Genomic DNA, 13,939 nt, shown 5'->3' with positions numbered 1-13,939 from the left:
CCCCTAAATGCTCCACCCAGACCAGCACCCGTTCGGGGCTTCGCCTGTATTACGCCGACACTGTCTTCGACAGTTTCCAAGACGGCTTCAACCCTCCCCTAAACGGCCCTCACCAATCCTTAACGCTTCCCGCCGCACGCCCCATTAACCAGCCCAAATACCCACACCTTGCCCGACACGTTGCAGACGCATTGCATACCCGTCGCAGACACTCATTTCCCCAGTAAACACAGGCGTTAACCACGCCCAGCGCCCCCTTCAGGTCGCAGGCCCAAAACGCCCCCCGTTCGGCGCGTTAATCTCTCGCCTCGAAATACATCCGCACGCAGTCCTGCACCCGCCGGAACCGGTCCCCGCCCAGCTTCACCCCACCAAACCAGCGGGTGACCACGATAACCTCGCCCACCAGCTCCTCGCGCTCCAACATGCGCAGGATCACCATCCCCGCTCCGCTCTCGCCGTCGTCGTTCTTTACAGGTGTGCCGTCAGGCAGGATCACCGCCCATGTGTTATGCGTGGCCTTGGCGTATTTCTTGTTTCGGCACAGCGACTTAACAAACCCCGCTGCCTCCTGACGCGTGGTCACAGGTGCGCCAGATACCGCATATTTTGAGCCGCGATCGGTCAGGATATTTTCAAGCTGGATCATCCGCGCACCCTAGGTCAGAAGTTTTTTCGACGGAACCCCGTCGGGCAGTCGTTGAAAGGGAAATCGATAAGATACAGGACCCGCCCAATGACCAGCCTCAAGACGATCTCACTCGCGTCAGCCATCCTCATCACCGCGGCCACAGCCGTTCTGGCTCTTAGCCAACGCATTGAAGATCAACACTTAAATGTCTCGATCTGTGCTATCGGGCTGGACGCCGAAAACCCAAATTCACTCTATCCTGCCTGCCCAAAGTAGCTCAGTTTCCCGCAAGCAAAACCACCCAAGCCACCCCCGCAGAAAACGCCGTCAAAGCCACCCCAGCGCTGGCGGCGTCCTTGGCGTATTTGCCCAGCGGTTCATGCTCCAAACCGGATCGGTCAACAGCCGCCTCGACGCCTGTATTTAAAGCCTCTGCGGCCAATATCAGCAGGCCCAAGGCAAGGATCAAAGCACGTCCCTCGGCGCTCAATGGCACTGCAAAAGCAAGCCCTGCTGAACAAACGTTCAGAAAAATCCAAAACCGAAAACTCGGCTCACCTTTCCACGTGGCAACCACACCTTGCCACGACCAAAGACAGCGGTTTACAAACCGCTGCCATTCGCGTCTTGCAAACTCGTTCAAAGCTGAGAATTAACGCGGCGCACGGTCTCAATACGGCTCGCGTTGGGCGGATGCGTCCCCAGGAATTGATCGCCCGGATCAGGGATTCGATTAAAGAACTGCGCCCCCAGCACCGGATTATATCCTGACCGCTTGGCAATAACTGTGCCCAAGGCATCGGCTTCCAGCTCGTTATCCTTCGAATACGCCCTCGCGCCAACCGTGCCGCCCAACTGCTGACCAGCGTTCACATCCAAACCAACAGAGGCAGCGATGATGCCGCCGATAATGGCTCCACCAACCGCTGTTTGTCGCTGTTCCGACAAGTGGCGGGAGATATGGTGCGCCGCTTCATGCCCCATGACAAAGGCAATCTCGTCTTGGTTCCGCGCATCCGCGATCAAGGCGATGGTAAATCCAATGATCGGGCGCCCCGATCTATCCAATGTCTGAAATGCGTTTGGCGGCTGATTGGTTCGCTCATCCACAACGATCTTGAAGTCGCAATTCTGATCAGGAGTTCGCTGACGGCATTCACGTTCCGCAATAGGCTCCACGCGGCGAACCACGGCACGGAAATTGGCTACGGCATTGCGTGAAGATAGCTGTGGTGGCTCATTTTTCTTAGCCTTTACAGTTGGTTTTGGAGCTGGCTCAGAGGCCGGCGTGTTCGCCGTCTCAACCGTGCATGCTCCCAAGGCCGTGGCGGCTAACAAAGATAGCAATAAGCGCATCAATAAACCTCTTACATTTTTTATGAATGTAGCCGGACTGGCTCGGCGCGCCAAGCCCACAGATGAGCATTTGCAATTTCACGGCCTCCCACCCTACGGTGAGCGTAATGAAAACACCGCAGGAGACCCAATGTTCACAATCGAGCACGAGTTCGACGCCACCCTAGTCACTCTAATTGATGAAGGGGATCGTCACCTCCAAGGCGACGTCTCCATCAACGCGTTTGAGGATTGCATCACAGTTGAGCAGCTCGACCCACACACTGATCGCGTGAACAAGTTAACAATATCCATGCAGCAAATTCGCGACCTCGCGGCGGCATTGGACCTACCGGAGGGCAGCTATCGGCTGTCAGGCAAGCCATGAATAAGACCGGATTTTTCTGGGATGAGAAGTGCTTTTGGCACGCGGGCGGCGACTTCGCCTTCACCCTACCCCTTGGCGGACTGGTGCAGCCTCTAGCGGCTGGCGGGTTACCCGAAAACCCCGAAACCAAACGCCGATTGAAGAACCTTCTCGACGTCACTGGCTTGACCAAGGAGTTACACAACGCCTCGGCCCAACCCGTCAGCTGGGAGGATCTGTTGCGCGTTCATCCTGAAGCTTTTTTACAGAAGTTCAAAAATGCGTCAGATGCGGGTGGCGGGTCGCTGGGATTGCGCACCCCCTTTGCGCAAGGCGGATTTGAGATTGCCACCCAATCGGCTGGCCTCGCCAAGGAGGCGCTGTTTTCGGTTCTGCAAGGGGAGATGATCAACTCCTACGCTTTGTCACGCCCACCTGGCCACCATTGCTTGCCAGACTTCCCCAACGGGTTCTGCTTACTGGCCAATATCGGCATAGCGGTTGAGGCGGCGTTGGCGCACCATTTAACCGACCGTGTGGCCATCATCGATTGGGATGTGCACCACGGGAACGGCACGGAAGCCGTCTTCTATGACCGTGATGACGTGCTGACCATATCCCTGCACCAAGAACGCAACTACCCGATGGATACAGGTGACGCGGAAGATCGTGGCGTTGGCGCAGGCGAAGGCTTCAACATGAATATCCCGCTGCCCCCCGGTGGTGGTCACGCTCTCTACATTGAGGCAATGGAGCGTTTGGTTCTGCCCGCCCTGTCTGACTTCCAACCAGACGTCATTATCGTGGCCTGCGGATACGACGCCGCCGCAATTGATCCACTATCGCGCATGTTGGCCACCGCCGAGACGTTTCGCGCCATGACCGAAATGGTGATGGACGCAGCGGCCGATCTTTGCGGCGACCGATTGGTTCTGGTCCATGAAGGTGGCTATTCAGAGGTTTATGTCCCCTTTTGCGGCCACAGCGTTTTGCAGCAAATGTCCGGCAGCTCAATCACCGCGCCCGACCCTATGGCCGACACGTTGAACCTTCGTCAACCATCCGAGCGTTTGATGCGAATGCACAGTGAATTCATCACCGAATTGGAAGACCTTTTCCGGTGAATTACACATAGGCCAACGCAACCCTAGAGGACGGAAACGAGCACCAAAATACTGAGCACGATCAACGCGATACCCGCCAGCTCCTTGCGGGTACTCCGTTCTTTGAAGATGAAGTAGGAGGCGATGAAGGTGAAAACCAGCTCCACCTGCCCAACGGCCTTCACATAGGCCGCGGTTTGCAGGGCAAAAGCCACGAACCACCCGAAAGACCCAAGCATCGACGTCACACCGACAAGTGACGACACCCGCCATGTTGCGACCACACGGCTGATCTCGCCTTTGTCGCGCCACGCCAACCAAATGGCCATGATCAGCGTCTGATATGCCGTCACCATCGCCAAAGTCACCCCCGCGCGCACAAACACGTCAGGGTTGTCAATTTGCAAAGCGGCACCGCGATAACCAACCGCAGACACGCCGAACAATAGTCCCGATCCCAAGCCGAAGCCTGCCGCCTTATTCAAAAAACGCGCGCCACCTTTGGGCGGCTCCGAGAGCAACAGCACACCAGCAAAGCCGATCACAATAGCGATAACGCCCAATCGCGATATCCCCTCGCCCAACACCAGCAGCCCGATCAGGGCAGTCAGCATCACTTCGGTTTTCTTGAACACGATCCCGACCGCAAAATTCCGCTCCGCAAACAATGCGACCACGCAGGCCGTGGCGAGTATCTGAGCAACCCCACCGGTCATGGCGTAGGCCCAAAAAGTGCCGCTGAGAGATGGAAAGGTGGTCTGCGTCGCAGTCAGATACGCCCAGATACCAATTGCCACCAGCGGGCTGGAAAACAAGAAACGAGAGAAGGTAGCACCCCCTGTCGACAACTTCGTCGACTTCAGGTGCTTTTGCAGCATGAACCGCAGGTTTTGCATGAAGGCAGCAAACACTGAGACATAAATCCAAAGGGCCAAAGGTCTCTCCGTTTTCCACCTGCCGCGTGTCTACACCCCTGCGGGCTTAGCCGTCCAGCGTCTCCTTGGAACGGTGCCAAAGAGGATGCGCTACGGGGTCTTTAGGCATAAGAAAATGGCGCGCAAAGATCGTGTTGTAGGAACTGTACAAATACCCCTCATTGCACGCTAAATACCTGTCCCGTTGATTGCGAAAAGTCGCTGGAAGATCATACCAAGGAACGTCTGGGTGCATGTGATGTACAGCGTGCAAGTTGTTGTTCAGGAACAGTAATGACAAAGGCCCGCGATCCTCGATGATCACTGTGCGTGCTCGGGATTGGTCATGGGCCCGATGCTCCAGAAACGTTCTGACCTTAAGAACTGACAACGCAAGATAGACCGACATCAGATAGGCCCAAAGCGGCATCGCCGATTGCAACACGACCCAAATCAAAACGGCGGAAGTCGCAAGATGCACACCCCAGCTCGCAGCAATATCACGGTCGATCTGTTTGGCATCGGTCTTCATGAAAGACCATTGCCCCAAGACAGGACCCAAAAGCATCCGCCCCGCCAAGGTATTGTTAAAAAGACAAACCCTCTTTGCCCAATTGGGCAATGCCAGCCAGTTGTCCTCGGTCCGAAAATTGCTCTCGGGATCATCATAGGGGTCGGTCAAATTCGCATCACGGTGATGCGCCAAATGGGTGTCGCGAAAACGGCCATAGGGGATTGCCAAGTTTAAAGAGGCGCAGACCAGCGTCTCGTTCAACCATTGCCACCGCGTCGGGTGCCCGTGAAGGACTTCGTGCTGCAATGATGATTGCTGAGCAATTGCCAAAGCCGACAAAATGATGCCTACCACCAACGACCAACCCGACACCCAAAACAATGCGCCCCCCCAGATGACGTAGGTTGTCACCAGCAAGATCATCGTAGGCCATTCAATGTTGGCTTGCGGTCTACGCATCCTCGCGGCCCTCTCGCAGGGTTCCCCATGTGATCCGCGCCCAAACCCGTTCATAAATTACATAACTCACAAGTCCGATCGTAGAATTCGCAAGCGCCATGCCGCTTCCTAATGACAGCGATCCCGTCGAAGCGTAGCCCACGCCAATCATCGACACGAACCCTACAAGGGTCCAAATCACGGCCTTCACTATGCTGCGTTGCTTGCTTTCCATGGACCAATCCTGAGGTGCGTATCTGATTTAAACCTCTTATCGGGCAAGCCTGCCATTTGGCGTATGGTTCACATTTTTCTGCAATCGTGACATATAACTACATATGTTGATAAATATGGACAAACGAGATCGTGCGGAGCTGTTTCGAACACGGATCGCGACCGCAATGGACGCTAAAGGGGCCAGCCAAAGCGCCCTAGCACGGGAGATTGGCGTCGATCGCTCAACGGTCTCACAACTCTTGAAAGCGGAGACCGCGCGCCTGCCCAACGCCCAAGTGGTGGCGGAATGCGCGCGGGTGCTCGGCGTGTCCGCCGATTGGCTTCTAGGCCTGACCGAACGCCCTGAATTGGCCACAGATCTATTGGCCTCCGCGCTCACATTTACCAAAGCCCCCCGTGCCTTGGTGGATGAGCAGATCTTCAGTTGGCACCAAGAAGCGCAAGGCTATAAAATCCGCCACGTCCCCGCTGGGCTGCCTGACATGCTCAAGACCCACGAGATGCTGGAATGGGAATATACCCCCCATTTGGGGCGTACCACTGCACAGGCCATTGGGGCATCCGAGGACAAGTTGACGTGGATGCGGGCCTCTGGGTCTGACTATGAAATCGCAGTCCCTTTGCATGAACTGCACGCCATGGCGGAAGGCTGCGGATACTACGCAGGATTGCCGCCCGAGGTCCGTCGTGGACAGATCGAGCGGTTGCTGAAGCTTCATGATCAACTTTACCCGACCTTGCGACTGCATGCCTTCGATGCGCGGAAATTATACTCTGCGCCGGTGACCATTTTCGGGCCAATGCTTGCGGTGATTTATCTAGGTCGCAACTACCTAGCATTCCGCGACAAGGAACGCGTACAGGCCATCACAGAGCATTTCGACGGGTTGGTAAGAGAGGCCGAAATGTCGTCACGCGACATACCAAAACTGCTACACAACCTCATGGGAACAATGGATTAGATAGATTATGGCGCTACTCATTTCAGGCCCGAATTAAACTTTGGGATCAGGGTTTTCCGTATGCCCGTCAACGGCGATCACCTGCCCAGACACCAACCGCGCCGCGTCTGATCCAAGGAATACTGCCATATTCGCGATATCCTCCGCCTCAACAAAGCGGCGCATGGAGGTGCCTGACGCATAGCCATCATAAACCTGATCGCGGGTCATGCCTTTGGCCTCCGCCTCGCGTGACAACACGCCTTCCATGCGCGGCCCCTCTACAGCACCTGGACAGATTGCATTGGCACGAATGCCGTGCGGCCCCAGCTCCATCGCCAGTGTTTTCATCAACCCGATGATCCCCCATTTCGCCGCCGAGTACGGGGCGCGGTTGGGGTAGCCGTAGATACCTGCGGTGGAGGACGTCAGGATAATGGACCCACCGCATTGGCGTTTCATCATCGGCGCCGCATATTTCGCCGCAAGAAACGCCCCCTCCAGATTAACCGAAACGCAGCGCTGCCAATCGGCTAATTCCACATCCTCAATCGCAGCAGTGGGCCCCGCGATGCCCGCATTGGCGCACAGCACATCCAGCCCGCCCCACTCTGCCTCGACGGCATTGAACAGCTCGGCCATTCCTACCTCATCGCTGGCATCCACCGCCGTGGCGTTCCACTCAGCGGGCACCGTGGAGACATCTAAATCCGTGACCCAGACCTGCGCGCCTATAGCCGCGAAGGCCTGCCCCATCGCGAGCCCGATGCCGGACCCCCCCGCTGTTATCAAAGCCCTCATCTTTTGCCGACCGCAGCGCCCGCCCCTTCAGGAGCCGCAAGCGCCGCATGGGCCGCCGTGATCTCACCAAGCTTTGCCGCTATCTCGGCCGAGGGCTCAGACGCGCGGCGGGTCTCTAGGGAGACATGGATCAACATATGCTCGCCCGTGGCCAGCAATCTGTCGCCATCATACATGCGGTGGAACAGGTGCATCTTCTTGCCCTGTCCCTGCATAACTTGGGTATCCACATGAATACGCGTGCCCGCATGGACCTCGTCGATGTGGCGAATATGGGTTTCCGCCGTGAAGTAGCTACCGCCAGACGCGATGTACTCCGCGTCGCATCCGATCATCTCCATGAAGCGATCCGTCGCATCGCCGAAGGCCTGCAGATACCGCGCCTCGTTCATGTGGCCGTTGTAATCCGTCCAATCGAGGGGCACCGCGCGTTGCACGGTCAGGATTGGGGCCGAAATATCACCGAGCGCCGGCTTGGCAGGCTCCGCACGGTTCAACACCGCGCCTGCGCCAAAATCTTGCGCCTTGAGTGCGCGCATCATCGACACGAGATTGTTGTCACGAATACGTTCTAGCTCGCGAATGCTATGCATCCCCGATTGCGCGTCGGATTGGCTGGCGATTTGCTCGACCAGCTCATCGGTCAGCTCTGGCACATCCATCAGCTTGGTCCACGGCCACGACAGACAAGGGCCAAACTGCTCAATAAAGTGCCTCATGCCAGCCTCGCCACCCGCAATGCGGTAGGTCTCAAACATGCCCATCTGCGCCCAACGCAAGCCAAAGCCCATGCGGATGGCCTCGTCAATTTCCTCGGTGGTCGCAACACCGTCTTTGACCAACCACAGGGCTTCGCGCCACACGGCCTCTAGGAAGCGGTCCGCAATATGAGCGTCGATTTCTTTGCGCACATGAAGGGGGAAGCAGCCGATGGAAGTCAGGATGTCCTTGGTTTTCTGGATCATGCCCGCGTCATTGGCAGGGCTTGGCACCACCTCGATCAGCGGCAACAGGTAGACGGGATTGAACGGATGGGTCACCAAGATCTGCATGGGGCGCGCGGCACCCTCTTGCAACTGCGACGGCTTGAAACCCGAGGTGGACGACCCAATCACTGCATCCTCGCGACATGCAGCTTGTACGCTGGCGAAGACCTTGTGCTTGATTTCCAAACGCTCTGGCACGCTTTCTTGGATCCAATCGGCGGGGCCAACCGTATCCGCCAAATCTGCGTGGAAGCTTAGCGTACCTTCATCAGGCATCGCCCCATCGGATAGGCCCGGCAAGGAGCGGCGGGCGTTGGCCAAGACCTCGTTAATCTTGCGTTCAGCCTCTGGGTCAGGGTCGAACACCCGCACGTCCCAGCCCATAAGCAAGAACCGCGCGGCCCAACCGCCGCCAATGACGCCACCACCGAGGATTGCTGCTGTTTTAGTCATCGCGACACCTTCCTGACCTTTGCCAGATCATACCCATTGAACTCCAATATTTCCCGCGCGGCCTTCAGGCGGTCCGAGCGCAGGGTCTTCGTACGGTTAAGGATCATGCCAAAGCGCCCTGATGGTGTCCCCAAAACCGCTGTGCGGTGGTCCTCGTCAACCCAGATTACCCAGATCGGGTCTGTACCCTCTTGGGTTAAGCGGCCAAACTGGCCGATCGCCAGCAATGGCCACTCAGCACCCTCTGCATCTGCCGCCAAGGGGGAAATCGCGGCTTGGGGGATGTAGCGGTATCCACCCGCCTCTGCGCGGAACGTCACGCGACTGATGGCCACTTCGCGTGGGGTCTGCTCGAAGCTTTCAATGACAACCCAATCGCCGGCAAAACGTTTGGCATCAAACCGAATGGACGAGGTGATGGCAACATTCGTGTCGCGAAACCCGTCCGGCACAAAGGCAGGTTGCGGCTCACAAGCCGCGAGAGCCACGAGCCCCAAAGCCGCAAACCAACGCCTCACCCGCGTGGAGCCTGCTTCACAAGCCCCAGCTTTTCACGCACCGCGTCTGGGCCGATGATCTTCGCGCCCAAGCGTTCGGTGATCTCAATCGCACGGCCAACAAGGGCCTCGTTAGTCGCCAAGACGCCGCGGTCCAGCATCAGGTTGTCTTCCAGCCCGACGCGCACATTGCCGCCTGCCAGAATGCTAGCCGCCGCGATTGGCATCTGATTGCGACCCAAACCGAAGGCCGAGAACGTCCAATCCTCAGGAATATTGTTCACCATCGCCATGAAGGTGTTCAGGTCATCCGGCGCGCCCCATGGGACGCCCATACAAAGCTGCACCAAGGCTGGACCCTCGAGCACGCCGTCTTTGACCAACTGCTTGGCGTACCAAAGATGGCCAGTATCAAAGGCCTCAATCTCTGGCTTTACGCCCAATTTGGTCATCATCGTGCCCATAGCCGTCAACATGCCCGGCGTGTTGGTCATGACGTAATCGGCCTCGGCGAAGTTCATCGTGCCGCAATCCAGCGTGCAAATTTCAGGCAGGCATTCCGCGACATGGGCCACGCGCTCCTCGGCGCTGACCATATCGGTGCCGGCCACTGTCGGCAAAGGAGCTGTCGTCGGGCCGAAAACCATGTCCCCGCCCATGCCTGCGGTGAGGTTCAACACCACGTCAATCTCGGCATCGCGCACGCGATCAGTCAGTTCACGGTAAAGTTTCAAATCGCGTGACGGCACGCCAGTTTCAGGGTCACGAACATGGCAATGCACCACTGCCGCACCGGCCTTGGCGGCGGCAATCGCGCTATCGGCGATCTCTTTAGGAGAGCGCGGGACATGTGGACTTTTATCTTGCGTCGAGCCTGATCCGGTGACGGCACAGGTGATAAAGACTTCGCGGTTCATTTCTAATGGCATATCAACGCTCCCTTTTGACGTAAGGGCGCAGCTTTCGACCCGCCGCGCAAGATGGTTTTCGACTTCTAAGCGTTTATTGGCGACAAGCTTTAGTAGGGCATCGGGACGGTTTTATGGGCGGCAGTGATATCGTCCAGCACCTCTTGGCCCAGCACCAAATCCTTGCCTGCGATAATATGGTTCAGTTGCTCCATTGTGGTGGCCCCAACAATCGGAATAACGCGGAACGGGCGCTGGCAGCACCAAGCCAGCGACATATGGACGGGGTCCAAGCCATGTTTCGCCGCAATATCAAGGTAGACCTGCGCTGCTTCGCGCACACGAGGCGACTCGCGCCCACCAACGGTTTTGTTGATCGACTTACGCGAGCCTTCCGGCACCGCGCCCCCTTGGTATTTTCCGGTCAGGAAACCAACGGCCAAAGGCGAGAAGGCCAGCAAGGAGACCTCCTCATTGTGAGACAGCTCTGCCAGATCGGTGTCGAACAAACGGCACAGCAAAGAATATTCATTCTGGATGGTTTCCATGCGCGGCGCGCCCAAACGCTCCGCGATTTGTAGCCACATCATAGTGCCCCAAGCGCTCTCGTTACTGGTACCGATGTGGCGAAGCTTGCCCTCCTTCACCATGTCGTGCAGCGTGCTTAGAATTTCCTCCATATGCGCCACGGTCGCCGCGCGATCTTGGTCGGTAGGATCATACGCCCAGTTTTTTCGGAACATGTAGCTGCCACGGTTGGGCCAATGCAGCTGGTAGAGGTCAATCATATCCGTCTTCATCCGCTTGAGAGAGCCTTCAACCCCCTCACGGATCGTCTTGGCGGTGATTTCCTCACCGTCGCGAATGTAGTTACCTTTGCCCGCCACCTTTGTGGCCAAGATCACCTCGTCACGTCGGCCGGTTTTGGCAAACCAATTGCCGATAATTTCCTCGGTTTTGCCTGCGTTTTCCTTGTTCATCGGGTTCACCGGATAGGCCTCCGCCGTGTCGATGAAGTTGATGCCAGCGTCCAAGGCGGCCTCAATTTGCGCGTGCCCTTCGTCTTGCGACGTCTGCGTGCCCCATGTCATTGAGCCCAAGCAATATTGGGAAACCATCAGGTCGGTGCGGCCAAGGCGAACTGTTTTCATCAAATAACCCTCTGTCGTGGTTTGCAGCAATGTAAAGAGGCAGCCTACTTACCTACGGCAGCGTGGCAACCTCAAAAACGCCGCACAGAACTGTGAAGTTGAATTGCATGCCGCTCGTAGAAAAAATGTGTAGGGTCAACCCAGTTAGATTAGGTTCCTAAATGCCCCACTTAAACCGCCGCGAAATTTTCGCATCTCTTGCTTTGATGCCCCTAGCTCGTGCGGCTTGGGCGAAGCCGGTGAGATACGACTTACAAGCTGACCGATCCACCGTCGGGTTTGTCTACCAATTGAGCGGGCAAGACGCCAAGGGCAGCATGCCCGTGACACGTGCTTCGGTTGAGATCGACTTTGACGCACTGGTGAATTCCACCATTGACGTCGAAGTTAACGTACGGCGGGCGAAGGCGGGACTTATATTTGCAACCGAGGCCCTGAAATCCGCATCCGTTCTGGATGCCAAAACCCACCCCACCATCCGCTTTCGGTCCACCGAAATTCGCCTAAACGGTCGGGGCAGCCTGTCCGATGGAGCCGAAATAGACGGGCTTTTGACGATCAAAGGCACAACCAAACCAGTCACATTAAACGCAGCCCTCTTTAGACAAAACGGCACCCAAGCTGGCGACCTCAGCCAGTTGAGCTTTCGAGCGAATGGGCGCGTTAGCCGCGCGACCTTCGGGGCCACGGGCTACAAGGATTTAGTTGCGGATACGATTGATCTAGACATCATCGCCCGTGTGAAACGGCGCTAAAGGGAGTTTGGGTCGATCAGCGTCAGAACGCTTTGATTCAACTCGCGAAACGGGCGGATGTAGCAGGTCACGACGGCCCAACCGCGCTCCATATCCGTTAGAAATGACGTGAAGGAATGTGGCGACGCCGTCGGCATATTGCGCACCTTTTGCGCCATAGCTTGGTGACTTTCATCATCGTTCCATCCACGGTTTGACGTCCCGCCAATCCGGCCCAGCGCCAAGAAATCCGCCCCTGCCCCTTTGGAGCGCGGCAATATATGATCCACATCCTGCCCGTCAGACGTGCGCGGCATCACCGCGTCAAAGGCGGCGCGGTAGCTGGTATAGGCAGGGTTCACATAAACCGTAGCCCACTTTTTGCGAGACAAAACAAACGCATTGGACAGCCCGCGCCCGCCGATTTTGTAAATAGAGACCTCGGGCTGCTTCATATCTGCGGCATCGATGGCAGGCGCAGGCCACAACACGCCCTGTTGGCGCATCATCGCGCCGTATTGTTTTGCGGTGATCATGTCCAACCTCGCCCGAAATAAAATAACTAATTCCCTTAGTATTTAGCAAACTCATCCCACATTCCAGAAATTTTCCGTCCCAACGACACCTTCTGACGCAAACGCGATAGCGTACCGCATGACTTCAGGGGAACATGAGGGATCGCAAAGGATAGCCCCATGCGCCTGTTGATTTCCTTCGCGGCCCTGTTTCTATCGGTCGTTTTGTTGCAATTGTCCTCCGGCGGGGTTGGCCCGCTGGACGCATTGTCTGGCCTGACGCTCAATTTCACCAAAGGCGAAGTAGGCTTGCTTGGCTCGGCCCATTTCATAGGTTTTTTTATTGGCTGCTGGTGGGCGCCGCGCGCTATGGGGTCGGTTGGCCATTCCCGTGCTTTTGCCGCGTTCACCGCCACAGGGGCCATCGGGCTACTGGCGCATATGTTGATCGTAAACCCCTATGCATGGGCGGTAATGCGCATCGCCTCTGGGTTGTGCATAGCGGGGTGCTACACGGTGATCGAGGCATGGTTGCACTCCAAAGTTACCAACGAGACCCGCGGCCGTGCCATGGGCACCTACCGCTCGGTGGATATGGGCGCGTCGTTGATTGCCCAGTTGATGATCGGCGTATTGGAGCCTGCGTCCTACGTCTCTTACAACCTACTAGCGCTGCTATGTTGCGCCTCCATTCTACCGTTGACGCTGACCACCGCCCGCCCGCCAGAGACCCCAACCGCACCACGGCTGCGCCCTATGCTGGCGTTCGCCCGCTCGCCACTTGCGGCCGTTGGGGTGGTCGTTGCAGGGCTCAACAGTGCGGCGTTCCGGATGGTTGGGCCTGTTTATGGTCAAGACGTAGGGTTGCGAGCAGACCAGATCGGTATTTTCCTTGCCGCCTTCGTGGCGGGTGGGGCCTTGGCGCAAATCCCGTCGGGTTGGCTCGCCGATAAATACGACCGACGCTGGGTTTTAATCTGGCTCTCTGTGGCCTCTGTCGCGACCAGCCTTTTCACCGTCATGTCTGCAACCGGAGGCACCACTTTGGTGTTGTTGGGCGCTGCGGCCTTTGGTTTTACCACCTTCCCAATCTTCTCTGTGGCGTCCGCGCACGCACATGACTTCGCCACCTCGGACGAGCGGGTGGAGTTATCCGCTGCGTTGATGTTCTTCTACGCGGTGGGCGCCATAGCCTCGCCGCTTGGCGCATCAAAGCTGATGGAGGCCTACGGTCCAGAGGCCCTGTTTGTCCTGATGGCACTCGCGCATGTGGCCCTCGTCGTTTTCGGGTTGAGCCGCCTAAAAGTTCGCGCAACACCGGAAAAACGCACAGCATATGTTTACGCGCCGCGCACCTCATTCACCATCGGCAGGCTGCTTAGACGCCACCGCGACCGCAAATAGGGCCGTCTTT

At 57.1% G+C, this 13,939-nt stretch carries 18 protein-coding genes; 6 read left to right on the top strand and 12 right to left on the bottom strand.

What is annotated here, in order from left to right; genetic code table 11:
• Positions 1–295: 295 nt before the first annotated feature.
• Positions 296–649, bottom strand: a complete 354-nt coding sequence (locus tag ABJN86_RS13100) for a YigZ family protein (protein ID WP_348363696.1) — start codon at positions 647–649, stop codon at positions 296–298.
• An 87-nt stretch (positions 650–736) separates the two neighbouring features.
• Between ABJN86_RS13100 and ABJN86_RS13095 the strand changes: the two genes are divergently transcribed.
• Entirely contained in the window at positions 737–907 is a 171-nt protein-coding gene (locus tag ABJN86_RS13095) for a hypothetical protein (protein WP_348363698.1), read from the top strand.
• 1 nt (position 908) lies between these two features.
• On the opposite strand, the gene ABJN86_RS13090 is transcribed toward ABJN86_RS13095, so the two are convergent.
• A complete protein-coding gene (locus ABJN86_RS13090) occupies positions 909–1,274 on the bottom strand; it encodes a diacylglycerol kinase (protein ID WP_348363700.1) in 366 nt (121 codons plus the stop codon).
• The gene (locus ABJN86_RS13085; protein WP_348363702.1) at positions 1,271–1,987 is read right to left on the bottom strand and encodes a M48 family metallopeptidase; all 717 of its coding nucleotides are present in this window, start codon (positions 1,985–1,987) and stop codon (positions 1,271–1,273) included. Before ABJN86_RS13085 ends, ABJN86_RS13090 begins: the two co-directional genes overlap by 4 nt.
• 130 nt (positions 1,988–2,117) lie before the next feature.
• Between ABJN86_RS13085 and ABJN86_RS13080 the strand changes: the two genes are divergently transcribed.
• Both ABJN86_RS13080 and ABJN86_RS13075 read left to right on the top strand, forming a co-directional pair.
• Positions 2,118–2,354 carry a hypothetical protein gene (locus tag ABJN86_RS13080; protein WP_348363704.1) on the top strand — a complete coding sequence of 79 codons (237 nt, stop codon included), beginning with the start codon at positions 2,118–2,120 and terminating at the stop codon, positions 2,352–2,354.
• The gene (locus ABJN86_RS13075; protein WP_348363705.1) at positions 2,351–3,457 is read left to right on the top strand and encodes a class II histone deacetylase; all 1,107 of its coding nucleotides are present in this window, start codon (positions 2,351–2,353) and stop codon (positions 3,455–3,457) included. Before ABJN86_RS13080 ends, ABJN86_RS13075 begins: the two co-directional genes overlap by 4 nt.
• 23 nt (positions 3,458–3,480) lie before the next feature.
• Here ABJN86_RS13075 and ABJN86_RS13070 read toward each other — a convergent pair whose 3' ends face one another.
• The 3 genes from ABJN86_RS13070 to ABJN86_RS13060 are packed head-to-tail and all read right to left on the bottom strand — an operon-like array spanning position 3,481 to position 5,537.
• The gene (locus tag ABJN86_RS13070) at positions 3,481–4,371 is read right to left on the bottom strand and encodes a DMT family transporter (protein WP_348363706.1); all 891 of its coding nucleotides are present in this window, start codon (positions 4,369–4,371) and stop codon (positions 3,481–3,483) included.
• Positions 4,372–4,417: 46 nt separating this feature from the next.
• A complete protein-coding gene (locus tag ABJN86_RS13065) occupies positions 4,418–5,323 on the bottom strand; it encodes a fatty acid desaturase (protein ID WP_348363708.1) in 906 nt (301 codons plus the stop codon).
• Complete coding sequence (locus tag ABJN86_RS13060) at positions 5,316–5,537, bottom strand: DUF2061 domain-containing protein (RefSeq protein ID WP_348363710.1); 222 nt, start codon at positions 5,535–5,537, stop codon at positions 5,316–5,318. Before ABJN86_RS13060 ends, ABJN86_RS13065 begins: the two co-directional genes overlap by 8 nt.
• 103 nt (positions 5,538–5,640) lie before the next feature.
• Between ABJN86_RS13060 and ABJN86_RS13055 the strand changes: the two genes are divergently transcribed.
• On the top strand, positions 5,641–6,501 hold the full coding sequence (locus ABJN86_RS13055) for a helix-turn-helix transcriptional regulator (protein WP_348363712.1): 861 nt from the start codon (positions 5,641–5,643) through the stop codon (positions 6,499–6,501).
• 33 nt (positions 6,502–6,534) lie between these two features.
• Here the strand turns inward: ABJN86_RS13055 and ABJN86_RS13050 are convergent, their stop codons facing one another.
• The 5 genes from ABJN86_RS13050 to ABJN86_RS13030 form a co-directional block, all read right to left on the bottom strand.
• Positions 6,535–7,281, bottom strand: a complete 747-nt coding sequence (locus tag ABJN86_RS13050) for an SDR family oxidoreductase (protein WP_348363714.1) — start codon at positions 7,279–7,281, stop codon at positions 6,535–6,537.
• On the bottom strand, positions 7,278–8,720 hold the full coding sequence (locus ABJN86_RS13045; RefSeq protein ID WP_348363716.1) for a carnitine 3-dehydrogenase: 1,443 nt from the start codon (positions 8,718–8,720) through the stop codon (positions 7,278–7,280). Before ABJN86_RS13045 ends, ABJN86_RS13050 begins: the two co-directional genes overlap by 4 nt.
• Positions 8,717–9,238, bottom strand: coding sequence for a lipocalin family protein (locus tag ABJN86_RS13040; protein ID WP_348363717.1), 522 nt, complete (start codon positions 9,236–9,238; stop codon positions 8,717–8,719). Before ABJN86_RS13040 ends, ABJN86_RS13045 begins: the two co-directional genes overlap by 4 nt.
• Positions 9,235–10,146, bottom strand: a complete 912-nt coding sequence (locus ABJN86_RS13035) for a 3-keto-5-aminohexanoate cleavage protein (RefSeq protein WP_348363718.1) — start codon at positions 10,144–10,146, stop codon at positions 9,235–9,237. Before ABJN86_RS13035 ends, ABJN86_RS13040 begins: the two co-directional genes overlap by 4 nt.
• 89 nt (positions 10,147–10,235) lie before the next feature.
• Positions 10,236–11,276 carry an aldo/keto reductase gene (locus tag ABJN86_RS13030; RefSeq protein WP_348363720.1) on the bottom strand — a complete coding sequence of 347 codons (1,041 nt, stop codon included), beginning with the start codon at positions 11,274–11,276 and terminating at the stop codon, positions 10,236–10,238.
• Positions 11,277–11,437: 161 nt separating this feature from the next.
• Between ABJN86_RS13030 and ABJN86_RS13025 the strand changes: the two genes are divergently transcribed.
• Positions 11,438–12,031: a YceI family protein gene (locus ABJN86_RS13025; RefSeq protein ID WP_348363722.1), complete on the top strand. Its 594-nt coding sequence runs from the start codon at positions 11,438–11,440 to the stop codon at positions 12,029–12,031.
• Here the strand turns inward: ABJN86_RS13025 and ABJN86_RS13020 are convergent.
• On the bottom strand, positions 12,028–12,546 hold the full coding sequence (locus tag ABJN86_RS13020; RefSeq protein WP_348363723.1) for a hypothetical protein: 519 nt from the start codon (positions 12,544–12,546) through the stop codon (positions 12,028–12,030). The genes ABJN86_RS13025 and ABJN86_RS13020 overlap by 4 nt on opposite strands.
• 159 nt (positions 12,547–12,705) lie before the next feature.
• On the opposite strand from ABJN86_RS13020, the gene ABJN86_RS13015 reads away from it, so the two are divergent.
• Complete coding sequence (locus ABJN86_RS13015; protein ID WP_348363725.1) at positions 12,706–13,929, top strand: MFS transporter; 1,224 nt, start codon at positions 12,706–12,708, stop codon at positions 13,927–13,929.
• Positions 13,930–13,939 lie beyond the last annotated feature (10 nt).

The organism is Litoreibacter sp. (assembly GCF_039974535.1).
Lineage (GTDB): Bacteria > Pseudomonadota > Alphaproteobacteria > Rhodobacterales > Rhodobacteraceae > Litoreibacter.
This window is presented reverse-complemented; position numbering and strand designations above follow the sequence as displayed.